Here is a 24,727-nt window from a genome sequence, read left to right as displayed (position 1 = left end):
TGTATAAATAAAAAACGCAATTTGGCTATTAACTATCTTTTGACAAAAATGAGGTATTGCATGGGTATCGAAGAACGTTCTACGCTAGTATTTGCAAGTGGAGTAGGCCGAATCAAGGAAGAAAAGCCGAAGGCGAGTCGTCCGCAGGGCGATGGCGTTGTCCGCATTATGCTGAAACGCCTTGGCGGTGGTAAAATGGCAAGTGTTGTTTCTGGAGTGCCGATGGATGAAGATGAACTTAAGGACCTGGCTCGCGCATTAAAGCAAAAATGCGGAGTTGGTGGATCTGTTAAGGATTTCAATATCGAGATCCAGGGCGATAAGCGTAACGTTCTCAAGGCCGAACTTGAGAAAAAGGGGTATACGGTTAAGCTTGCCGGTGGGTGATGTGATTTAGCTTGCCTTTCTTAAAATTCTATTGCCATTTCTTACAAAAAAAGTAAATTTATTGTAAGAAAATAGTTGGAGAAGTTTTATGTTCAAGCATCTGTCGTTGTCGTGTTTATTACTTGCGATAGTCGCCCCATTGTCTGTTTCTGCGGCTCCCAAAGTGGGTACAATTAGTGGTGTTGTTCCCGAAGCTTATAAGAGTAAAAATAGCTGTGCTGATAGTTCGGACTGGACTGCTGCTAAGTATGGAGCCAAATTTGAACTGAACAACTGCTTTAAGACCAGTGATGGCGGTGCTATTGAGCTGAAATTGAAAGGGGATAATAGCGTTCTTACTATTGCTGAAAATTCCGTTGTCAGTATTAAGGACCTTATTGAAGACGATGGATCGGGTAACTATGTTATAAAGCCTGATATCCGAAAGGGGTATATGGGCTTTAATGTTGAAAAAAATAAAGGCAATAAGGTAGATTTCAGTACGGGGACTGCTGCTGCTTCGATTCGCGGAACGGAGGGCTTTATTGGTGATAATGGAAATGCTTTTTTTGCGGGCCTGAAAAATGGCCGGTTGATGATTTTGCCGGTTAACGTTGATTCTCTTTCTATTGGCGAGGGCGAAACCGTCATTGGCAAGGGTGAATTTGCAGTGTTGAAACTTAGATCTTCTGGAGATATGGGCTTTGCAAAAATTCTAGACACGCTTCTTGCAGACACGTCGTTGACGATGGAAGAAATGAAGGCGGCTGTAATATATGCGGACTCGGTCTATCAGGAATCCCTATTGCGGAAGTCCTCTGCTGCAGATCGGCAGGCTGGAGATCGTGATAATATGATTCCGCAGATTAAGTATTCGTCTTACGATTCGTTGCGCTGTGTTGCCAACGTCTCGGTGTCAGATGTAGCCAAAGGGACTGAGGCTCACTTGTCCGTGGTGATGGATGGAACGCCGATTTCTGAAATTTCTGTAAAACGCAATATGCCCAAACGCCTTGCTTTACGCAGTGGCGTTCATGAATATGAATTTGTCGCAGAGAATGATGTTGGGCGTAGCAGTGCAAGGAAGAAATTGGGCTGCTATCCCATGAAGCCTTTCTCTGTAAAAGTTTTTGGCAAAAGGCATGAACACATCCAGGTGCCGCCTCCGCCTCCGATTCCAGGAATCGAAGATTTGATTATGCAGACTCTGCAATTCCAGATCCGTGTACCTGACTATGATCCGAGTTCTTTGAATAAAGTTACCATTCGGCAGGATGGCAAGGTCATTTTGCAGGAACGATTGTCCCAAATCCAGAATCTGGATTATCAGATTCCTGTAGAATTGAAGCGTGCGCACAAGAACCGCTTTGATATTGAGGTCGTTCACAAGAGTGGTTATGCCGTTAGGACGGCTAAAATTTATGAGGTTGATAAATGATTTTTCGAGGAATCGCTCTAGCTTCTTTTTTGGCTATCCCCGCTTTGGCGCAATCGGCTGTTGATTCTGTGGACTTTTCGCAAGGTGATTCTTCGTGGGTTATAAATGGGTCTGTTGGTGCAGAATTTGGTTACCATTCTGTCGTGACTCAAAAAAATGAATCTGATGAAATTTTTGTAAATGGCAAAGATTCTGTCTATCCAGGGAAAAAGTACAGGAATTATTTTCAGGTTCCTGGAATTTTTGGCGCCTGGAATGTGTTTCTTCACATGGAATCGCCATCAGGGCAGAAAATAGATTTTACGTTGGATGCATCTAGCGATAAATGGAGAAAATTTGATCCGAAGTTTATACAGGCGTCTTACGAAGACCGCTTCCAGAAACTCGTCTTGGGCGATATGTTTGTTTCGGGTGGCGAATTGTACTTGGCGGGTATAGATCTGCTTGGTGCTAGTTATGATTTCAACTTGAACCTGAAAAAGGATGCAAAACCGTTGCTTGTCCTGAGCGCGTTTGGCGGTGAAAATCGCGCACCTAAATTGCAGGGCGACAAGGACCCGGATCAATACAACAAGTACATTGGTCTTGATGAAGTTGAAGCGCAGAAAATGGTACTTGGCGGCAAGTTGCTTTGGAATGTAACGAAGGATTTTGACGCTACAGTAGGATTTATTGGGAGCAAGGATTATCTTGAGGATCCTTTCTTGCGTGATGGAACTACAAAAAATGTGAATTTATCTGATCCGATGTATTCTTCAAGGACTTTCTTTGGCGATATCAACGGAAAAGTTCTTGGAGGCCGAGGCGCCTACAATGTGCAGTTTGGCTTTGGTGGTGCTGATACTGTGAATGTTGTGGCCCATCGTGCTGTGAACTCCGTATTTGAAGAGGCCGGGCTTGACGTATCCCGCTTTGCACAGTTGCGCCGATTGATGAATAATTCTTCTACAGTGAACCGCATGAGTCGCGAAGAACTGGAACTCATTTTCGGCGATAATATGGACATGAGTGTAGACGATATGCGTGACGAACTCAAGCGTATTTTGAAAGTTGCGCAAGATGTTCTGAAGAAGTATCGAGACGAAAAAAATGAGGATCCTTCGAAATGGACTGCGCAAAATCTGGCTTTGTCCGGTGCGTATAACTGGAAAAACAATGTGACGATGATTGATGCGTATTTCCGTTTTGTCGGTCGTAATTACTATAGCGCGGGTTCTCCAGACTTGCTGCAAAATTCACGTCAGCTGGGTGCCAAACTGGACCAGCAGGTCAAGGATTTCTGGAAGCTGAATTTTGGTTATGAATTGAATATTGAAAATGCTTCGGGACATGGCGATGCGTATAACGTATTTGGATTTGCCGAAGGATCCAAGCTTGGTCTTTTGCCGGGGGCAGATGATGACTGGCTCGAAAAGCATGAACAGGATGCCCCGCGAACGCTCTATATTCATGACTTTGATTTAAAGAATACTTTTAAAGTGTGCGATTCTGTCGAAGTCATGGCCCGTTATGCACTCAACTACCGCACCCGCAGTACGCCCCAGAGACTTCACGGCAATTACTTTGCTTCTTCGGGAATTTATGCGGATTCCTGGTTTGATATCCAGAAAGGAAAACCTACAGTTGATGTGAAAACCGAAGATGGAACGATTCAGCTTGATTCTGCACATTGGGCAATGTATGATGAATTAAAGGATGAAGAATACTTGGCGACTGAATTTGAAGAACGCCTGCTGAAGCATACTGTCGAGGTTGTGGCCACGTTCAAGTTCCCGAAAAATGTGCTGAAGGTTGGCGGCGTCTGGACGTATCGCACGGATATGTCGAGATTTAAGCAGGATGACTTGCTGGAAGATTTTGATTTTTCTGATGAAACGTATGGTATCTTGGGCTACTATTTCCACGGCGGTGATTATTTTGACGCTCGTTATCCGATTTCTCTTACGACGACTCTTGAAACGGTCCGTAATACGGTCGCGCTGACGCCCAGGTTCAGACTTTACAATCGCAATGAAATGAGCGAATTTGAATGGAGCCTTCTGGACAACGCCTCTATACAGTTGAAGCCGGGTTTTCTTGATTTGATGTTGCACGGGAATATCCGTCAGATTTTCATGAGCCGCAAGGAAAGTGGTAAAGATGTTGATGAAATGGAAATGGATTTAGATTTTTCCGCAGGAACAAAGTTCCAGCTGACAGAACGGTTTAGTACGGAGTGCACGTTAGGCGCTTTCTTTAACTATCGTCCGGACAACAAGTCTGAAGATTATAGAGATATCTACGGTAGTGTTTCCGTCAATTACGATTTCTAGTTATGCATATCGGTTGTCATTTGTCCTCTTCTGGTGGCTTTTTGGCGATGGGCGAGACCGCTCTTTCCATTGGAGCCGATACATTCCAGTTCTTTACACGTAATCCGCGTGGCGGCGCTGCAAAGCCTTTTGACAAGGCCGATGCGGAAGCGTTGAACTCGTTTATGGATGCGCATGGCTTTGCCCCGATTTTGGCACATGCCCCATACACATTGAACGCCTGTGCTGCAGATCCATCGCTGAGGCAGTATGCTCAGGATGTCATGAAGGATGACTTGTATCGCATGGACCATTTCCCGCATGCGATGTACAACTTCCATCCAGGCAGCCATGTAAAGCAGGGTGTTGATGTCGGCATCGATCTTATTGCTCGGCATTTGAACAATATTCTGCATAAAGACTTGAAGACTAAAGTGCTTCTGGAAACGATGGCGGGGAAGGGGAGCGAAGTCGGGCGTACATTTGAAGAGTTGCGCCGGATTATTGACTGCGTAGAACTTGATGATAAGGTTGGTGTCTGCCTGGATACTTGCCATGTTTTTGATGGCGGCTACGATATCGTGAACCACTTGGACGATGTTCTTGCTGAATTTGACAAAGTGATTGGGCTAAAGCGCTTGTGTGCGATTCACTTGAATGACAGCAAGAACATGATGGGCAGCCATAAGGACCGTCATGAAGTCATTGGTGGCGGAAATATCGGGCTTGAGGCTCTTGTGAATGTCGTGAACCACCCGGCGTTGAAGGGACTTCCGTTCTATCTGGAGACTCCGAACGAGTTGCCTGGGTATGCCGCAGAAATAGCCTTGATGCGTAGCCGGGAACTCTAATAATGCTCCAGCGCCAATCGCAAAAAAAGAAATTTTTTAGCCTTAATGCCTTGACAAAAGAATAAAAAACATCTATATTTGGACCCGTCGATGCTTCATAGCTCAGTTGGTAGAGCCCGCGACTGTTAATCGCGTTGTCCTTGGTTCGAGTCCAAGTGAAGCAGCTCAAAACCCTCGATCGAAAGATCGGGGGTTTTGTGTTTTTGTGCATGTCATGGTGGACTCCTGTGCTGAGCATCGTCGAAGCATGGTCCGCCATCTCCATCGGTTGCAAAAATCCCGGGCGGTGGAACCGTCCGGGATGAATTGTATGATTTCGAGAGGTCGCGCGTTCGACTGCTTAATCCATCGAAATGTTGCGCGAATTACCTGCTTAGAGCCGTCCAGCGCTTTTTGAAGCGAGGCTCATCGATAATCTTTCCCCAGATGAATCCGCGTCGGACGCTTTCCCTGCTTATCGAGCGCACAACGGTGCGCTTGTTGAGCAGGTCTGCACTTTCGCTAGGTTCTTCTGAATAGCCGTTTTCGATATCGCTTTGGCGGGCTATGGCGACGGCTTCTTCTCGTGCCCTGCGGGCGCGTTCTTCGAGAATCTTCAGCTGGTTCTGCTTATCGCTTGCTGCCGTTGATGCGCTTGGCTTGGGCGTGGTTGTTGCCGCTTGGACAAAAACTTCCGCTTTCTGCTCGTGCGCTAGCAGGTTGTTGAGTTCGGTGATATCTTGCACGAGGACATCGTATTCCCCTTCGCCCATGTCGTGCCCGATAATGCGGTGCTGTTGCAGCAAGTTTATCATTTCGATAGCGCTTCCTTTGGACATTCCAAATTCATCCATCAGGTATTCGATATCGATAACGTCTAGCTGAATGATGTTTTCTGCAACTTCCCGCATCGTCACATGGTTGCCCATGCGATGGTGGCTTTCGGGAATGGGGGGCGGCATCGGGGATTCCATTGTTCCCTGGGCTGCTTCTCGCTGCGCTTCTTCAAACTGCTTGATGTACTCTTGCAGTTTGCGAGCGGCGAAAGGCTTGGTCTCGGGTGGGGAGTCCTCGTTTTCGTCGAAATTTTCGTCATCACGTTCTTCTTCGAACTCTTGCATCGAATCGTCCGTTGGAGCATGCTGTTGCTGCTGTTCGGACTTCTTCTTCGCATTAGCCCTTTTGATCAGCGCATCGATGACGAAAATCGCAATGAATATGAGTAATGATTCCATGGGCTAAACCCTTCTGGTCAAATTACTTGCTTGCTTCCGGCGCAGAACCGATTTCTTTACGCATCTGTGTATCGGCTTCGATGTTCTTGAGATTGTAGTAATCCATTACGCCGAGCTTTCCTTCGCGCAGTGCGGTTGCCATGGCCATCGGGATCTGGGCTTCGGCTTCTACAAGCTTTGCCTTCATTTCCATCACCTTAGCCTTCATTTCCTGTTCGGCGGCGAAAGCCATGGCGCGGCGTTCTTCTGCCTTGGCCTGAGCAATCTTCTTGTCGGCTTCGGCACGGTCGGTTTCAAGGATAGCACCGATGTTCTGGCCCACGTCCACATCAGCAATGTCGATGGAGAGGATTTCGAATGCCGTACCAGCGTCAAGGCCGGAGGCGAGCACCTTCTTGGAAATCATGTTCGGGTTTTCGAGCACTTCCTTGTGGCTCTGTGCAGAACCGATGGAAGATACGATGCCTTCGCCAACGCGGGCGACGACCGTTTCTTCGCCGGCGCCACCGACGAGTTTCTGGATGCTGGCGCGCACGGTGATTCGGGTAATGGCGTGGAGCTGAATACCGTCGAGAGCCACGGCGGAGACCTTCGGGGTTTCGATGACCTTCGGGTTCACGGACATCTGCACGGCTTCGAGCACGTTACGGCCTGCAAGGTCAATTGCTGCGGCTTCCTTGAAGTCGAGTTTGATGTTTGCCTTGTTGGCGGCGATGAGAGCCTGGATCACGCGGAGCACGTTACCGCGGGAGAGGTAGTGGGCTTCGAGCAAGTTGGTGTCCACCGGGAGGCCGGCCTTGCAGCTGAGAATTCGAGCTTCCACGATGACCTGCGGCGGCACCTTACGGAGACGCATACCGATGAGCTGGAAGATGCTCACGTTTGCCTTGGAGAACAAGGCCTGGAGCCAGAGGCTAAAGAACTTGCCGATAAAGGCGAGAATGATGATGACGACGATGGCGGCAATGATAATGCCAACGGTGAGAAGAGTATCCATTTGTTTTTCTCCAAGTTGTATGTTTTTGTTTTAAATTTTTTGTCATGCCTGTTTTTTCTTGTCATGCCCGCCACCGAGCGGGCATCTCCTTTTTTTTATTGGATAGGAGATCCCCGCCTACGCGGGGATGACACGAGAAACCCATATATGACCTTCCTGTATTGCTTCTATCTTGACTTTTTCTCCGGCTTCGATGATCTCGCCGTGAGTCTGCACGTCAAAAAGCTTGGTGCTTCCATCCGGCATGGTAAAGCTTGCCTGGCCTACAGGGCGTAGGAATGTTTTGGCGGTTCCGACCGTGCCAATAGCGACTTCCTGCACATCTTCGGTCGGGGAGACAGCTGTTTCCATGTCGGTCTTGAGCATCGGGGTCCAGCCTTCGGGTAAAAGCGGAATCAGGTACTTGCTTGCCGCAATCGGGATGATGAGTGCAACGGCTGCACTCCCGAGGACGAAGAATAGCCCGAATAGCCATGGCGTTGCGTCGAATGTCGTTTCGACTGCTTCGGGGACGTATTCCGGGATGTTTGCCGTATCAAAGCTCATGATAAGTGCGATAATCATACAGGCGATGCCGCCGATGCCGAACAGGAATGTGCCCGGCATGACGAATATCTCGACGAGGAATAGAATCACGCCCGCTACAAGCAGGATGGCCGGGAAGTAGCCGTCAAGCTGCGGCGCGAACTGCCCGAAGAAGACGATGCCGATTAAGATGATGCCGATAATACCGAACATTCCAAATCCGGGCGTCTTGAATTCTATGTAAAGGGCGCCGAAACCAAGAATTAGGAGAATGCCCGAGATGGCGGCGATGGCGCTTGCGATTTTTTCGCCCGTGTTCGTTTCGACTTCACTTTTGCGTTCGATAGCGAGCTTTGTTTCAAAGTCTTCGCGGTTCTTGAACGTGCCTCTGGAAAATCCGAGTTCTTCGGCTTCCTTGTCGGTCATGGTCAAAAGTTCGCCTTCCTTCACGAGAATCTTGGGCGAACCCCAGAATTTCTTTTCGTTACTGTCGAGTACGGCGAATTTCTTGCCTTCGATAATAAGCGTCGTGTCGCGTTCGGTCGCTTTGCCTTTGTCGAGCTTGGCGGTGAGTTCGAGAACCTCTAGTTCTGGCGTTACAAACGAGGAGGCCAACAGTTCTGGGTAACCGTTGCGCTGGGCGAGGTTTCGGAACTTGGCGCGGAGCGGAGACTGGATTTTTTCGCCTACGATTTGCGGAGTGCCGTCGCCACCTTGGACAATCGGGGCGCAGTCGCCAATCGTTGTCGCTTCGAGCATGTAGAGCTTTTTGCAGGCAAGGGCGATGAGGCTGCCTGCGCTGATGGCCTTCTTTTTCACGAGGGCGATTGTTTCGGGACCCTTGACCGCCATGATGGTATCGACGAGGTCGAAGGCTGCATCGAGTCGACCGCCGAACGTGTTGATTTCAAAGACTATGTAGTCGGGCTTCTTCTCGATGGCTTCGCCGATGGCTCGCGCACAGAATTCGTACATGGCGGGGTCAACGTCGCCTTCGAGCTTGATCCAGACCGCCTGTTTCTTGGGCGCGGAGATTTCAGCTTTTGTGGAATCTTTTTTTACCGGAGCGACAACGGCTGTTGTGTCGGCAAGTGAAAATGCGGTTAAAAATGCCAGGAAGAGAAATAATTTCGTTAATATTTTCATATCGTCAATGTATAAAGATTTGATTTCTTACGAACATCTTTTTGTGAAAAAAAACACGTTTTAGCAAAAAAAATGGCTAATGCTGTATTTTTTTGAGAATTTCCCCTCAGTTTTGCGTTGTAAAATGTATAATATATCCTGAAATGTTACAAAAAACTTATGAATGATCATTTTTTTAAACGAAATTTAATCGTATCGCTGCTTTTGGTTGCGTTTTTGTTTATTGTAACGAATGTCTCTTTTTTGTACATAAACAGAAAAGCAATTGATGATAGCTGGGATTCCCTGGATGAAGTCGCTTATGCTTCTGAAGCCAAGATGGGCTTTTTGGGCCGTTCGCTTTTAAGTGCTCTGTCTAACATTTCGACTGTGGTGGGGATGGAAGAAAACCTGCTATCGGAAAACATGGTGCGCTTGGTTCGTGGTTCGCGTATCGGACCGTTAGTGTCAGCCGCCCGTCTTTATTTACCCGATGGCCATATTATTGCAGACCATGCGGTTGTTTTCGATTCCTCTTATATAGAGAACTATAAAAAAATTGTATCACCCAAGCCGTATGTCTCTAAGGTTGGCCGCGATGTGGTTCATTCCGAAAATATCGTGTTTGAACAGCTTGTGCCTGTCCGTCGTAGGGGGCAGGTGGTGGCCATGCTTTCCGCTGTCTCTGAAATCAAGTCGTTGTATAACTATGTTGCCACCAATGCGTTTAAGGGGAAAACATCTCTGATTGTAGTGGATCGTCGCGATGGATCCTTTGTTGTCGAAAAAACGGGAAAGTGGAAGAATTTCAATGATTTTGTTAGGACGCTCAAGCCGAAGAGCGGGTATTCGCTTGACGAGTGGGCGGCAGCGGTAATTAAGGGCGGGGCGGCCCATATGGCATACGGAGAGGAATCTTCGGATGAAGCGAAACTTTTGGTGGCGTTACCGCTTTTCGGTGGTTGCTGGTCCCAGATTCTGTATGTCAATGAAAATATTGCTTTTGCCCGCGTTGATAAAATTCGCAGGTTCTATATAGGGATTTCTGCAATTGAGTTGCTTGTTATCCTGTTGTACCTGTTGCGCATGGTGTGGAATGCCCGCCGGATGGCAGAAGCCGAGAAGAATGAGTATTCCGAAATTGCCGATGCCTTGAGTGGAACTTACGAGTGCATTTTCTATGTGAACGTCCTGGATGATACGTTTGATACGTTCCATGCCGATACGCTTATGAGCAAGTTGCACGAAGAGGTGAATGGGCGGGATTTCTTCTTTGAGTCCATCGCGAGCTTGCGGCATAACCTTTACGAGGACGATCTTGAAGTCGTCATGCATTTTATGGAAAAGGGAGCTTTCCTCAAGCGTCTTGAAGAAAGCGCTAGTGCAGCTGTCGAATACAGGCTTGTTATTGACGGTGTTCCTCAGTTCTATAGGATGAAGGCTATTAAGTCCAGTAAAGATGAAAATCATGTGATTGTGGCCGTTGAAAATATTGATTCCGAGGTCAATAAGGCGATTGCCCAGCGTCAGGAAATGGATCGCAACAATAGGGTGATTGAATCTCTTGCTTCGGATTTTGACTTTGTGAACTACGTAACGCTTGGTGATGACGCTTCGACAGATTTTGTGGTGACTTACCGTGCAAGTTCCATCCTTTTAAAGTCTATTCCTGGGTGGTCTTCGGAAAAGAGTTTTGCAAAGAGAATGGACTTGCTGCTTAAATATCTTGTCTGTGATTCCGATAAGCTCCAGTTCCGTGAACAGACTAGCCGTGATCGCCTTGTTTCGACGTTGAAGGATGAATCCGTGGTCCATGTCAATTTTAGAATCAAGCTTGATGGCAAGGACGTCTATTACCAGATGAAGATTATTGCCGACAAGGATGAAATCGGCAATCTTAAGGGCATTGTTTTTGGCTTGCACAGTGTTGATGAAGAAATCAAGAAGCAGATGGAAATTCAGTCCAACCTGAAGCAGAACCTTGAAATCATTGACATCCTTTCGGAAGACTATTCGTCGCTGTTCTATTTTAATCTGGTTGACGGGTCTAGCGGAGTCCTTGCGGTTCGTGAAGATATTAGGGAATCGTTGAATAATGTTTTTGCTTCGTGTGACAGGCTTGAAGATGTATTTAAGGCTTTTGTCCTCGATATGGCGCACCCTGATGATCGCGAAAAACTTTTCAAACTGGCCTCAAGGGAAATTGTGGCTGAACAGCTGATGCACCAGAAGCGACTGACGATTGTATTTAGGCACCTGTATGGTTCTGAATACAAGTACACGCGCTTGGTGTTTGCAAAGGCTGAACCGATTGACGTCCCGCCAAAGCTTATTGCCGTAGGCTTTGTTGAAGTGGACGCCCAGTACCGTGCTGAAACGGAACACCAGGAAAATATTGAACGCATCATGAGCCTTTCGGATCAGTACGAAGTCGTGTTCGATGTCAATATCGATACGGGCCTGTTTAGCGTTTCTCTGACGGGTGGAAAGTTTAATGATGTTATCGATGAACAGACGGGCGAGGGCGTAGATTTCTTTAAGGATCGTGAAAAGAATGTCCGCAAGATTGTTTATAAAGACGACGTGGACTCGATTCTTCAGACGCTTAATCGAGATGAAGTTATCGCTCGCTTGCGGCATGAGAATTCGTTCTTCCAGGACTATCGTCGAGTGACCAGCGAAGGTCTCAAATGGTATCGCATGAAAGTGACCAAAATGGGCGACTGGTCCAAGAGCCGTCGTGTGCTTGTTGGCCTCTTTAACAACGATGTCGTTTACCGCAAGGAAATGGCGCAGCAGGCTGCCCTTGAACAGGCTCTTGAAATGGCTAAGTCTGCATCGAGGGCAAAGACGATGTTCCTCAACAACATGAGCCACGATATCCGCACTCCGATGAATGCAATTATTGGCTATACGGAACTTGCGACCATGCACATTGGCAACAAGGAACAGGTCAAGGGATTTCTCGGAAAGATTGAACTTTCGTCGAACCACTTGCTTTCGCTGATTAATGATGTGCTTGACATGAGCCGTATTGAATCTGGCAAGTTGAACCTGAACGAAAAACCGGAACGCCTGCCTGAAATAGTCCATACGCTCAAGGATATTGTGCAGGCGGATATCAATGCGAAAAAATTGCAGTTCTTTGCCAATAGCATCGGTATCCACAATGAAAATGTTGTCTGTGATCGTCTCCGCCTGAACCAGGTGCTGTTGAACGTGATTTCCAATGCCGTGAAATATACTCCGGCTGGAGGTTCAATTTGGTTCTCCGTTGAACAGAAGGAAATCTCTGATCCGGGATACGGAGTGTACGAGTTTAGAATAAAGGACTCGGGCATCGGCATGAGCGAAGATTTCTTGCCGAAAATTTATGACGCGTTTACTCGTGTAAATTCCTCGACGGTCTCTGGCATTCAGGGAACGGGCCTTGGCATGGCGATTACAAAGAATATCGTCGATATGATGGATGGCTCAATTGATATCAAGAGCAAGGTGAATGAAGGAACTGATGTTGTTCTGAATTTCAAGTTCAAGCTTGTTGAGCCTGGGCATGAAATCATGAAAATCAAGGAACTGGAAGGCAAGAGAATTCTGGTTGTTGATGATGATGTCGATTGTATAAAGAGTCTCCCGCAGCTTTTTGGCGAGTTAGGCGTCGATGTGGATTGTTGCTATTCTGGAGCGGATGCTTTGCAAAAAGTGGAAAAAGCTAAGGCGGATGGGTTTGCCTATGATGCGTTCCTCGTGGACTGGCGCATGCCGGATATGGATGGCATAAAGACGACCAAGATGCTTCGTGAAATTCTGGGCCAAGACATTCTCGTGATTGTAATGTCCGCTTATGAATGGTCGGATATCGAGGATAAGGCTCTTGAGGTGGGTATCCATAATTTTGTAAGTAAACCAGTGTTCTTGTCCGATGCAAAGAATATACTGATGCAGAGCTTTGGTTTTGCCCATGCTGAAGCACCGGTGTTTGACAAGAAGATTAATTTTAATGGCAAGAAGGTGTTGCTGGTCGATGATAACGAACTGAACCGTGAAATTGCCCAGGAAATTCTGGAAGACTGCGGAATCCAGGTCACGACGGCATGCGATGGCGAAAAGGCTGTGGAGTACATGAAACATGTGCAGCCGGGTGATTGTGACTTGATCTTGATGGATGTCCAGATGCCGGTTATGGATGGCTACGAGGCGACCCGCCTGATTCGTAAGCTGGACAATGAATTGGTTGCAGGTCTACCCATCATTGCAATGACGGCTAACGCTTTTGCCGATGACCAGCAGGCCGCTCTGGATGCCGGCATGAACGAGCATGTGGCAAAACCCGTGAACGTCAACAAGCTGAAAGAAGTACTTTCGAGGTTTTTGTAGGGCTTTGAGGTATGAGCACGCACCTGCGGTGCTTTGAGCACGCTTCGCTTTGAGGTATAGCTCATAGCCCATACCCCAAAGGGAGCCGTAGGCGACCGACCCCATAGCCCATCCCCCCTTTTTTAGGTGCTTTTTCGTAGCATCTCTAGTAACTACTAACTAGTAACTAGTAACTAATTTTACTATATATGAGTCCAAATTGCATTTTTGCCTGGGTCCTGTGACCAGATTCGCCAATTCCACTGGTGCTAGAGCAGTAAACTCGGACAAAAACATGTAATGAAACAAACAATCAAAAAAAAGGAATGGCTAAAATGGCTACTATCACTAAAGAAAAGGCTGCAGAACTCACCGCTAAGTTTGGTGCTAACGAAAAGGACACCGGTAACGTCCGCGTTCAGATCGCTATCCTCACGGAAAAGATCAAGAACCTCACCGAACACATCAAGACCAACAAGAAGGACTTCCACTCTCTCCGCGGTCTGTCTATGATGGTTGCAAAGCGCAAGAACCTTCTCAAGTACTACGGCGAAAAGGACATTATCGCTCAGCGTGCATTGATCAAGGAACTCGGTCTCCGCGGCTAATTCTCTGACTGGAGATTTTTATGTCAACAGAAGCTTATCAAGCTAAATACGGCAAGATGCTCGACCCGAAGGAAGTGTCTGTAAACCTTCCGGATGGCCGTGTCATTACGTTTGAAACTGGCCGTATCGCAAAGCAGGCACGTGGTTCTGCTGTCGCCAAGATGGGGGACGCGTTTGTCCTTTCTACCGTTTGCTACGGTGAAGAAAAGGATGGTGACTTCTTCCCTCTGACAGTTGAATACCGCGAAAAGTCTTATGCTGCCGGACGCCTGCCTGGTGGCTATAGCAAGCGCGAACCGGGTCGTCCGAGCGATGAAGAAATTCTTTCTGCTCGTATCATCGACCGTCCGATTCGTCCGATGTTCCCGGAAAACTTCACACGTGAAGTCCAGGTCGTCGTTCAGGTTCTTTCTTCCGACAAGAAGTTCGCTCCGGACGTTCTTGGCGTAAGTGCAGCATCTCTTTCTATCGGTCTTTCTGAACTCCCGTTCGAACAGCAGGTTGCTGCCGTTCGCGTGGCTGTCGTTGATGGCCAGAACATCGTGATGCCGACTTATGACCAGGTTGCCGTGGCCGATCTAGACCTCGTGGTCGCCGGTACGGAAGACTCTGTGTGCATGGTCGAAGGTGGTGCTTACGAAGTGTCCGAAGACACGATGATTGGCGCTATCCTCGCTGGTCACGAAGTCATTAAGGAAATGTGCAAGGCCCAACAGCAACTGGTGGACCGCTGCTCCAAGCCGAAGATGGAACTCAAGCCGAAGTTTGTTGGTGAAGAACACGACAAGCTCGTTGCTTTGGTCAAGGAAGTCGTCTGGGACGAACTGAACAAGGACGTCCACTCCAACATGGTGAAGACGGACTTCTATCCGGCTATGGCAGACCTCTGCGCTCGTATGCTCGAAGATCCGCGTATCCTCGCTGTGATTGGCGAAGGCGAAGCTCAGGATCCGAAGCTCGCTGCCGATGCTAAGGGCATCTTTGGCGAACTCGAACGCACGGCTATGCGCGAAATGATTTTGAACGAAGGCGTTCGTCTTGACGGTCGTACCACGACCGAAGTCCGCCCGATCGAAATCGAAATGGGCGTGCTCCCGCGTGCTCACGGTTCTGCAATCTTCCAGCGTGGCGAAACCCAGGGTCTCGTCATTTGTACGCTTGGAACAAAGGCTGACGAACAACGTTTCGAAAGCTTGCAGGGCGAAGGCGCAAAGAGCTACATGCTCCATTACAACTTCCCGCCGTTCTCTGTCGGTGAATGCAAGAAGCTCGGTCTTTCTCGCCGTGAAATTGGTCACGGTCACTTGGCTGAACGCTCCCTCGCAGCTGTTCTTCCGCTCCCGGAAGACTTCCCGTACACGATCCGCGTGGTTTCCGAAATCATGGAATCCAACGGTTCTTCTTCCATGGCCTCTGTTTGCGGTGGCTGCCTCAGCTTGATGGACGCTGGCGTTCCTATCAAGGCTCCGGTTGCAGGTATCGCCATGGGCCTCATCTCCGAAAAGGGTTCCGTCAAGGAAGGTGGCAAGATCAAGATCTTGACCGACATTACCGGTACGGAAGACCACCTCGGCGATATGGACTTCAAGGTGACGGGTACTGCTGAAGGTATCACGGCATTCCAGATGGACATCAAGATCCGCGGTATCACCCCGGAACTCATGCGCGAAGCTTTGGAACAGGCTCGTCAGGGCCGTATCCACATCCTCGGCAAGATGGCTGAACTTGGTCTCGCTGCCCCGCGTCCGCACGTTTCTGAAAAGGCTCCGACGATGCTCAAGATGCGCATCCCGACCACGAAGATCCGTGACGTTATCGGTTCTGGTGGCTCTGTCATCAAGGGCATGCAGGCTCAGACGGGCTGCACCATCAACATTGACGACAACGGCAATATCGACATCGCCGCCCCGACGGGTAAGGCTGGTGAAGTTTGCCGTCGCATGATCGAAGAACTCACTGCAGAACCGGAACCGGGCCGCAAGTACAAGGGCAAGGTGAAGACGATCCAGCCGTTTGGCGCATTCGTCGAAATCCTCCCGGGTCGCGATGGTCTCGTTCACATCTCCGAACTTGCCGACCGCCGTGTCGATAAGGTCGAAGACGTCGTTCACGTCGGTGACGAAGTCGAAGTGCTCTGCCTCGGTGTTGACCCGAAGGGCAAGGTGAAGCTCTCTATGAAGGCTTTGCTCCCTCCGAAGGCCGCTCCGGCCGCTGATGCTGCTCCGGAAGCACCTGCTGCCGAAGCTCCGGCTGAAGCATAGTCCTGGATGAGTTCAATTAGACTATCTAAAGGAAACGCATGGTTATGACCATGCGTTTTCTTTTTTATATTTGCAATTGTACACTTTTGCGAGTGGAACTTTTTTAGGAGGCGGATGTTCCTTCTTGCAAAAATAGATTAGCTTTATAAACGGTTCTATACCGGTTGTGGATATGGGTTATATCTATTTAACATTGATGTTTGTTTTGTCCGCTGTCAACCTGGCAGTACTTTCTCTGCGTTTTCAGAATCAGCGGAACATTTACATTTACTACTCCTTCTACGCGATTCTTGTCGCGAATTTTGGCCATTGGCTGCTTGGATTTTCTGAAACGGTTGAAGGCGCGATTATAGCCAATAAGGTGAACTACCTCGGAGGGTCGTTCCTTCCGATGTTCATGTTCTTTGCTCTCCTGAAAATATGCAAGATGAGCATTCCGAAGTGGCTGCACTTGACGCTTATCCTGATGAGCTTTACTATTTGTGCACTGGCTATGACGGTCGGGTATTTCCCGGCATATTACAAGACGGTGGAGTATGTGGTTCAGGCTGGGGTCGGCAACTATGTGGCGACGTATGGCTGGGCCCATAGCTTGTTCAATGCGTTCCTGGTGAGCTATGTTATTCTGGATATATGGGTCATTATCCGTGCAATTTTGCATCAGAAAATGGTTTCGCTCAAGAACATTATTGCAATGATCATTGGCGAAATCGCAACGATTCTTTCGTTCTTCCTGGCTCGTTTCTTGGAAAGCGACATGATGATTATGCCGCTTATCTATGTAATTGACCAGGTCCTCTTGCTCTACATTTGTAACAATGTAAAATGGTACGATATTACGGAATGCGTTATCGAGTCCATTGAAACAGAAAGTTCGTGCGCCTATTTCTCTTTTTTGGTCGATGGTGCGTACTTGGGTGCAAACCGGATTGCAATGAACTTTTTCCCTGAACTTGTCAAAATGAGAGTTGACGCTCATTTGAAAGGTGAAACAGAATTGCAGCAGCACATTATGTCCTGGATTGAAAAGTACAGGAAATCCAAGATTTTGACGGATTATTGCCAGATGACCGAGTTCAATTATTCCGGGCGTCATTACAAGTGCGAAGTGAAGGTCTTGAGGCAAGTGCATGGAAAGAATGTGTTCTTGTTCAGGATTGAAGACAATACGCAGGAACAGCGCTACATTGATGCTCTTGGCCGCAGCAATTCCATGTTGCAGAAGAACATGGTAAAGACTGAAAACGAAAAACTTTCAGTGCAGGAAAAATGGATTGTCGGCATGGCGCAAATGGCGGAAAGCCGTGCTGGGAACATGGATGGTCACATCAAGCGTACAAGCGAGGTCGTAAAGATTCTTGTTTCGATGATGCGCAAAAAAGGATTTGATAATTTGTCGGATAAGTTCCTGGATGTATTGATTGCCGCAGCTCCGATGTATGATCTCGGTAAGGTGGCGATTGACGATGCTGTGCTACGCAAGCCAGGACGCTTCAATGTCGATGATCGTGAAATTATGAAGACCCATGCGGAGAAGGGGGCTAACATTATTGAAAAGCTCCTTTCTGACGTGAAGGACAATTATTTTGTCAATGTTGCCAAGAATATGGCGCTTTACCATCATGAACGCTGGGACGGTACGGGTTATCCAGAACAGCGCTCGGGGGATAATATTCCGATGGAAGCGCGCATCATGGCTCTTGCCGATGTTTATGACGCTTTGGTGAGTAAGCGTTGCTACAAGGAACGTATGTCGTTTAGGGAAGCCCGTGATGTAATTGTTGCGTCAATGGGTAAACAGTTTGATCCGCGTTTGAAAGATTGCTTCTTGGAATGCCAGGACCAGCTGATGGATTATTACTGTTCTGTAGATCATTAGTTGAACTTGTTTGGAAGAGTGGTATGTTTGTTATCTATTACTTGATTGCAATGTGCGTCTTTTCGGGGATAAACGCCTGCCTACTTTCTGTTTTCTATCGTAGGCCGTTGAATACCTATTTTACGGCGTTTTTCTTTTCGATTGTCCTTGCCGATTTTGGCTACTTGTTTCTCGCTCTTTCGACGACCATTGAAGGGGCTATTGTTGCTAACAAAGTGTGCTATTTGGGGGCGTGTTTCCTGCCGCTCTTCTTGTTCCTCTTGATTTGCCGCCTTTGCTCTTTTGAATTGTCGAGGTGGATCAAGCTATTTTTGTTCCTGTATAGCGCCCTTGTATTTGGGCTTTCGTGCACGGTTGGCTTTAGCGATGTCTTTTATGAATCTGTAAGGTATGTTGTACTGAACGGCTTTGGCAGCTATATGCCGACGTACGGCCCTGGGCATGTCTTGTGGAATATTTTGCTGTATTTCTACATGCTGGCCAATGTGGTTGTCATTATCATTGCTGCAAAGAAAAAACGCAATGTTAGTTATAAGACTTTGATCGCTATTGCTGCGTTGGCGTTCGTTTCCATCGGTGCTTTTATCTTGGCTCGCAATATGGAAAACGACACCTTGCTCATGCCGCTTGTGTACTTGATTGATGAACTGGTCTTGCTTTATGTCTGCGCCTTGGTAAAGATGCACGATGTTATGAACAGTGTGCTGGAATCTCTTGAAGCAGAAAATACGGCTGCATATTTGGCGTTCTCACCGAAGGGCTTGTATTTGGGTTGCAATGATATTGCAAGTCGCTATTTCCCGGAACTGTTGGATTGCCGTGTGGACCATAATTTGCCCCAGGATGCTGAAATTGCGGATGTCTTTAAGGAAGGCATGACTCAGCTGAAAGATTCTAGCGGAGATAAAGTTTACCGTTTCTCGTATAAAGAACGCTACTTCAAGGCGGTTATGCGCAATGTGCATCAGAATAAGAAATTGCAGATATGCTTGTTCCGTATTGAAGATGAAACCAATATCCAGCGCTATATAGAACGCCTGGACGCAAACAACACAGAACTTGCTGCTCTTATCAAGAACAATAAGGATCAGATTCGCTTGTTCCAGAACCAGATGCTTGTGGGTATGGCCGAAATGGTCAATAACAAGGATGGCTTTACTGGGGCGCATCTCAAGCGTACAAAGGAAGTTGTTAGTATTCTTGTGGCGAAAATGCAGAAAGATCCGAATCTCAACTATTCGAAGGAATTTTATGACGATATGATTGCGGCGGCTCCTATGCACGATATCGGTAAAATTGCCATTGATGATAAAGTCCTTTGCAAGCCTGGTAAGTTTACAGAAGAAGAGTATGCCGAGATGAAAACGCATGCTGAAAAGGGTGCTATCATTATCAAGAACCTGCTTTCGAATTTCCAGAGCGAACTCTTCGTGGAAATTGCAAAGAACATGGCCGGCGGGCATCATGAACGCTGGGATGGCAGTGGATATCCGTATGGGCTGAAGGGCGAGGCTATTCCGCTCGAAGCCCGCGTGATGGCGATTGCAGATGTGTATGACGCTCTTGTGAGCAAGAGGTGTTACAAGGAAGCATTTTCTTTTGGGGATGCTTACGATATTATTGACAAGTCCATGGGTAAGCATTTTGATCCGAGTTTGAAGAAGTATTTTGAACAGAGCCGAGAAGAGCTGGAGGCATTCTACAAGCAGGAATGTGCTGCGGAAAATGCGGAAGCCGAAAAGGCTGATTAATTGTCACTTTTGGCTTGAATGACCATGGCTCAAAATTGGAAAAAATTCTAAATTTGAGCCATGCTAGATTTTACTACACTTCCGTATGTTGATGACCGTTTTAAGGCGGTTCGCAGGGAAACTGTTCAGGTTCGCGTAGGCGACGCTTTGATAGGGGGCAATGCCCCCATTTTAGTTCAATCCATGACGACGACCAAGCCGAAGGACGTCGAAAAGACTGTGGCCGAAACGCTTGCGCTTGCCAAGGTCGGTTGCGGTCTGGTGCGTATTACGGCGCCTACGTTCGCCGATGCCGCTGGACTTGAAGAAGTCATGAAGCGTGTGCGCGCTGCCGGTTGCACGGTTCCTGTTTCTGCCGATATCCACTTCCAGCCGAAGGCAGCTTTCGAAGCGCTCAAGTGGGTGGAAAAGGTTCGCATCAACCCGGGTAACTTTGTAGATACTGGTATTTTGACGCTTGACCAGCAGACGGACAAGTCCTTTGAAGAAGGCAAGGAAAAAGTTGCCGAAGCCTTCACTCCGTTTGTGCAAGAAGCGAAGCGCCTTGGCCGTGCTATCCGCATTGGCGTGAACCACGGTTCCTTGAGCGCCCGTATGATTTATCGCTATGGCGACACCGTCGAAGGCATGGTGGAAAGCGCCATCGAATATTTGGCTGTTTGCGAAGCCGAACATTTTGACCAGGTGGTCTTGAGCCTCAAGTCGAGCAATCCGCGTGTGGCCATTTCTGCTTACCGCTTGCTTGCTGCTCGCCTGAAGCAGGAACACTTCAAGCCGTATCCGTTCCATGTTGGCGTGACGGAAGCGGGTGCTGGTTCCGACGGACGTTTGAAGTCTGCGGCTGGCATCGGTGCGCTTTTACTCGATGGCCTTGCCGATACGATTCGCGTGTCCTTGACTGAAGATCCGGTGGCGGAAGTCCCGGTGGCGCAGGAACTCATCAAGGCTTGCGAACTCAAGGCTGATGCTCCGAAGTTTGCGGTGCCGGTTTTGGAAAAGGATCCGTACCACTACGAACGCAGGGAAACAATCCCGGTGACGCTTGCAGGCGTAAAGATTGGCGGTTCGGAACCGGTGCGCGTCGGCATGAAGGCCGATGCCATGAGCCTCACGGGCGAACGCCGCAATGCTGAATTTGCTTTGCCGGGTCTCGATGCAAAGCCGGTCGTGGAATTCAAGGATCCGATGGATATCGCAGGCTTTGCCGCAAATCCGAATGCCGTGCCGGAAGGATCGCTCTTCTGCTATACGGGGCCTGAAATGGTGATGGGCGTACGCGCTCTCGCTTCTGCTTTGTATGCCGCAAACCGCAAGGATCCGATTCTCCTTTATGCAAAGATTACAGATAGTGAAAAGGATACGCTTCGTGTATCTGCCGATATCGGAAGCCTCGTGACGGATGGCCTTGGCGATGCTGTCGTGATTGACGGTTACAAGAACCCGAAGGATTCTGTGATTCTCGCATTCGATATGTTGCAGGCCGCTTATTGTCGCCGTAGCAAGACGAACTTTATCAGCTGTCCGAGCTGCGGTCGTACGCTTTACGACATCCAGCAGGTGATGGGCAAGATCAAGGCTCGCTTTGGACATTTGCAAGACATTTCCATTGGCATCATGGGGTGCATCGTGAATGGCCCTGGTGAAATGGCTGATGCCGACTTCGGCTATGTGGGCGGTGGCCCTGGCCGTATTACGCTTTTCGAAGGCAAGACTGCAGTGAAGAAGAACATCCCCGAAGAGGACGCCATCGAAGAATTGGTGAACCTCATCAAGGAACGTGGTCGCTGGCAGGAACCTTGATTTAGTAGACGGTAGACAGTAGGAAGTAGACAGAATAAATTTGGCGGCGAAGCCGCGATTATTCAACTTCCTACTTCTAACTTCCTACTTGTTACTTTTTAACTTAAACAAAGGAATGAAAAATGGCAACTATTAAGACAATGAACAACATTTCCAAGAAAGGCTTGGGCTTGTTTGGCCCGTTCTACCAGGTTTCCGATGCTATCGAAAACCCGGATGCTATCTTGGTGCGTTCTGCCCAGGTCGATACGGATAACTTCAATGGCCTTTTGGCTGTCGCTCGCGCCGGTGCTGGCGTGAATAACATCACGATTGACAAGGCTTCTGCAAAGGGCATCTGCGTGTTCAATACTCCGGGTGCAAACGCAAACGCTGTTGCTGAACTCGTGATGACCGTGCTCGGCATGGCTGTCCGTAACGCTGACAAGGCTGCTGCTTGGGTCAAGGGTCTCGACGTGAACGATCCGGACCTCGCAAAGACTGTCGAAAGCGGCAAGAAGAAGTTTGCTGGTATGGAACTTGCCGGCAAGACTCTCGGTGTTGTTGGCCTTGGCAAGATCGGTGTGCTCGTTGCTAACTATGCCCGTTGGAAGAACATGCGCGTGATCGCTTACGAACCGTATCCGAACGCAAACAACATGCATGAGCTTTCTAACAAGGTCGAAATTGCTGACCTCGACACCGTGATTGCAAATTCTGACTTCCTCACGGTCCACGTTCCGTTCATCAAGGGCGTTACCGAAAACCTCCTCAACCGCAAGAACCTCGCTCAGTTCAAGGGTTCCTACATCATGAACTTTGCTCGTGGTGGCATTGTTGAAATGGATCCGGTGAACGAAATGCTCGCTTCTGGTTCCCTCCAGGGTTACCTCTGCGACTTCCCGACTGCAGAACTCATCAAGAACGACAAGGTCACTTGCTTCCCGCACCTCGGCGCTTCTACTGAAGAAGCCGAAGAAAACTGCGCAGTGATGGCTGTTGAAGAATTGAAGGACTACATCGAATACGGTTGCGTCCGCAATTCCGTGAACTTCCCGGCTCTCGTCGATCATCCGCATGCTGGCATCAAGAGCCGCGTTGTCGTGATCAACCAGGACGTTCCGAACATGATTTCTGAAATCACGAAGGTGTTCGGTGCAGAAGGCATCAACATTGCTTCTTTCAGCAACAAGAGCAATGGCAAGATCGGTTACAACCTCGTTGACGTCGAAAGCAAGGTCGATGATTCCATCGTCGAAAAGCTCTCCAAGCTCGACAAGGTCATCAAGGTCCGCGTGATCCACTTCTAGTAGGCAGTAGACAGTAGACGGTAGGAAGTTGTTAAGTTAGGCAGCTTCGCTGCGATTATTTAACTTCCGACTTCCTACTGCTAACTTCTTACTGTTGATACATCTTTTCAATTTGTTCGGCGTATCGTTTTTCAGCAACGGTGCGCCGAATTTTTAATGTGGGGGTCAAGAGACCCGATTCAATTGTGAGTTCGTCACCGACCAGAGTCCACTTGCGAATTTGTTCCCAATGATTCAACTTTTCGTTGACATGTTCGATGTGGCGATTGATGGCATCGCGGACAAGTGGTGACTTTAGCGCATTTTCTACATCGTAATCTTCGTTTTGCGGCTTGAGCATGCGGCGGGCGCCTACAGGGTTCAGCCAGATAATGGCCGAGGCGAACTTACGGTCATTTGCGATGACGAGCGCCTGTTCTACAAGCGGGTGGCGGATGATTTCGAGTTCGATGGGGTTGGGGCTAACGTATTTGCCGGTACTTGTCTTGAGGAGTTCTTTGATGCGACCTGTAAAATAAAGGAATCCGTCATCGTCGAAATAGCCTTGGTCTCCAGAATGGTAAAAACCGTCTTCTGTGAATATGTTGGCGTTCAAGTCGGGGCGATTGTGGTATCCTTTAAAAACGCTTTCACCACGGACTTGGATTTCGTTGCATTTCCCGATTCGGACTTCGAGATGGGGCAGAGGCTTGCCTATTGAACCGGGCTTTATCGCTTTTGGGCAGTTTGCAGAAACGACGGGCGAACATTCCGTCATGCCATAGCCTTCAAAAACGGGTAGCCCGATGTTCAAAAGGAATCGTAAAATAGATTTGTTGAGAGAACTGCTACCCGAAATAATCATGCGGAAGTTGCCTCCGACGGCTTCACGCATTTTCTTATAGACGAGCTTATTGAATAGCCAATAAAGAGGATCGAAGCGCTTATTGGGTTCTTTGATTTTTGCAATCTTGATAGCGTGTTTTATTAGGAATCTTTTGATTCCCTTGGCGCGATCTGTTGCTGTTGTCATGCTCTCGTAAAGGCGCTCGAGAATGCGCGGGACCACGATCATGATGGTCGGTCGAACTTCACGCAAGATGTGCGAAAGGTTCTTGGGATTGTCGCCAAAGTAAACGGTGACGCCGCTGAGCGTGTAAAAATAGACGGCCATGCGCTCGAGAACGTGAGCGACCGGGAGGATTGTGAGGCATGAATCTTTTTTTGTATCAAACTTGAACATCGGGGCGATGTTTTGAATTTGTACTAACATGTTCCTGTGTGTAAGTTCCACACCTTTGGGCCGACCTGTAGAACCGCTTGTATAAATGATGCTAAAAATATCGTCTGGCTGAATGGATTTAATATTCTTTTTGATCCATTCCGATTGGTTCTTGTCTGCAAGAAGTTTGGATCCTTTTTTTAGCAGGTCTTCCCAATAAATTCCATTGGCTGGGAGGAACGAATCGTTGTCGATGCAGATGATTTTTGAAAAAGACGGGAGCAAATCGTAAAGAGGCTCTTCAAGTTCTTCAAAGGAATTGATAATTAGGATCTTGATATTGGCATCGTGACTTTGGTATTCAAAGTTCTCAGAAGAAATGTTTGGAAAAAGCGGAACGACGTGAGCGTGATTTATTTGTATGGCTATGTCTGCGATAATCCAGTTTGGAGAACTTGGGGCGATGATGCCGACGCTTTCTTTTTCTTTTAAACCGAGTGAATTTAAGGCAAGTGCGAGAGCCTTGACGTTTTGCTTGAGAGTTCCTTTGGAATAGTGAATCCACTCACCGTTTTTACGGTGATACCATCCTTTAAAAGCGGCCCTGTCGCAGTTTGCAAAGAACATGGACGGCAGGGATGTGAATTCCAAAGACTCCATGCTTTTAAAATAACATTCTATTTTGCAATAGCTCAAAAATTTTTTTAAAAAAAAGGGCGTTAAAAAAATCTGTATTTTGAATGTGAAAAAGTACGTTATGCGGGAGGGGCCCCAG

General features: G+C 48.0%; 15 protein-coding genes and 1 tRNA gene. 12 read left to right on the top strand and 4 right to left on the bottom strand.

Annotation, left to right across the window (positions count from 1 at the left end):
- The first annotated feature begins 60 nt into the window (after positions 1-60).
- The 5 genes from B7990_RS06280 to B7990_RS06260 all read left to right on the top strand — a co-directional run bounded on the left by B7990_RS06280 (position 61) and on the right by B7990_RS06260 (position 5,110).
- Positions 61-387, top strand: coding sequence for a stress response translation initiation inhibitor YciH (locus B7990_RS06280; RefSeq protein WP_088640157.1), 327 nt, complete (start codon positions 61-63; stop codon positions 385-387).
- A gap of 88 nt (positions 388-475) precedes the next feature.
- A complete protein-coding gene (locus B7990_RS06275; protein ID WP_088640156.1) occupies positions 476-1,804 on the top strand; it encodes a FecR domain-containing protein in 1,329 nt (442 codons plus the stop codon).
- Entirely contained in the window at positions 1,801-4,116 is a 2,316-nt protein-coding gene (locus B7990_RS06270) for a hypothetical protein (protein WP_088640155.1), read from the top strand. The genes B7990_RS06275 and B7990_RS06270 overlap by 4 nt, the downstream gene beginning before the upstream one ends.
- A gap of 2 nt (positions 4,117-4,118) precedes the next feature.
- Entirely contained in the window at positions 4,119-4,946 is an 828-nt protein-coding gene (locus B7990_RS06265) for a deoxyribonuclease IV (RefSeq protein ID WP_088640154.1), read from the top strand.
- A 91-nt stretch (positions 4,947-5,037) separates the two neighbouring features.
- A tRNA-Asn gene (locus tag B7990_RS06260) sits at positions 5,038-5,110 on the top strand.
- A gap of 201 nt (positions 5,111-5,311) precedes the next feature.
- Here B7990_RS06260 and B7990_RS06255 read toward each other — a convergent pair.
- The 3 genes from B7990_RS06255 to B7990_RS06245 form a co-directional block, all read right to left on the bottom strand.
- On the bottom strand, positions 5,312-6,160 hold the full coding sequence (locus B7990_RS06255; protein ID WP_088640153.1) for a hypothetical protein: 849 nt from the start codon (positions 6,158-6,160) through the stop codon (positions 5,312-5,314).
- A gap of 22 nt (positions 6,161-6,182) precedes the next feature.
- Positions 6,183-7,157: a flotillin-like protein FloA gene (gene floA, locus B7990_RS06250; RefSeq protein ID WP_088640152.1), complete on the bottom strand. Its 975-nt coding sequence runs from the start codon at positions 7,155-7,157 to the stop codon at positions 6,183-6,185.
- 117 nt (positions 7,158-7,274) lie between these two features.
- On the bottom strand, positions 7,275-8,828 hold the full coding sequence (locus B7990_RS06245; protein ID WP_088640151.1) for a nodulation protein NfeD: 1,554 nt from the start codon (positions 8,826-8,828) through the stop codon (positions 7,275-7,277).
- A 243-nt stretch (positions 8,829-9,071) separates the two neighbouring features.
- Here B7990_RS06245 and B7990_RS06240 point away from each other — a divergent pair, with 243 nt between their 5' ends.
- From B7990_RS06240 to B7990_RS06210, 7 genes are all read left to right on the top strand, one after another.
- Positions 9,072-13,184, top strand: a complete 4,113-nt coding sequence (locus B7990_RS06240) for a response regulator (protein WP_254917363.1) — start codon at positions 9,072-9,074, stop codon at positions 13,182-13,184.
- Between the two features lie 314 nt (positions 13,185-13,498).
- On the top strand, positions 13,499-13,771 hold the full coding sequence (gene rpsO / locus B7990_RS06235) for a 30S ribosomal protein S15 (RefSeq protein ID WP_088640149.1): 273 nt from the start codon (positions 13,499-13,501) through the stop codon (positions 13,769-13,771).
- Between the two features lie 56 nt (positions 13,772-13,827).
- On the top strand, positions 13,828-16,032 hold the full coding sequence (pnp, locus tag B7990_RS06230) for a polyribonucleotide nucleotidyltransferase (protein ID WP_368668110.1): 2,205 nt from the start codon (positions 13,828-13,830) through the stop codon (positions 16,030-16,032).
- Between the two features lie 172 nt (positions 16,033-16,204).
- Positions 16,205-17,911 carry an HD domain-containing phosphohydrolase gene (locus tag B7990_RS06225; RefSeq protein ID WP_088640147.1) on the top strand — a complete coding sequence of 569 codons (1,707 nt, stop codon included), beginning with the start codon at positions 16,205-16,207 and terminating at the stop codon, positions 17,909-17,911.
- Positions 17,912-17,934: 23 nt separating this feature from the next.
- Positions 17,935-19,662, top strand: coding sequence for an HD domain-containing phosphohydrolase (locus tag B7990_RS06220; RefSeq protein WP_088640146.1), 1,728 nt, complete (start codon positions 17,935-17,937; stop codon positions 19,660-19,662).
- A 60-nt stretch (positions 19,663-19,722) separates the two neighbouring features.
- On the top strand, positions 19,723-21,462 hold the full coding sequence (gene ispG, locus B7990_RS06215; protein ID WP_088640145.1) for a (E)-4-hydroxy-3-methylbut-2-enyl-diphosphate synthase: 1,740 nt from the start codon (positions 19,723-19,725) through the stop codon (positions 21,460-21,462).
- A 122-nt stretch (positions 21,463-21,584) separates the two neighbouring features.
- A complete protein-coding gene (locus tag B7990_RS06210) occupies positions 21,585-22,751 on the top strand; it encodes a phosphoglycerate dehydrogenase (protein ID WP_088640144.1) in 1,167 nt (388 codons plus the stop codon).
- 88 nt (positions 22,752-22,839) lie between these two features.
- Here B7990_RS06210 and B7990_RS06205 read toward each other — a convergent pair whose 3' ends face one another.
- Positions 22,840-24,612, bottom strand: a complete 1,773-nt coding sequence (locus B7990_RS06205) for a long-chain fatty acid--CoA ligase (protein ID WP_254917362.1) — start codon at positions 24,610-24,612, stop codon at positions 22,840-22,842.
- Positions 24,613-24,727: the final 115 nt, after the last annotated feature.

Source organism: Fibrobacter sp. UWB4, assembly GCF_002210345.1.
GTDB lineage: Bacteria > Fibrobacterota > Fibrobacteria > Fibrobacterales > Fibrobacteraceae > Fibrobacter.
Note: the sequence above shows the minus strand (reverse complement) of the source record. Positions and strands in the feature narration are given on the sequence as shown.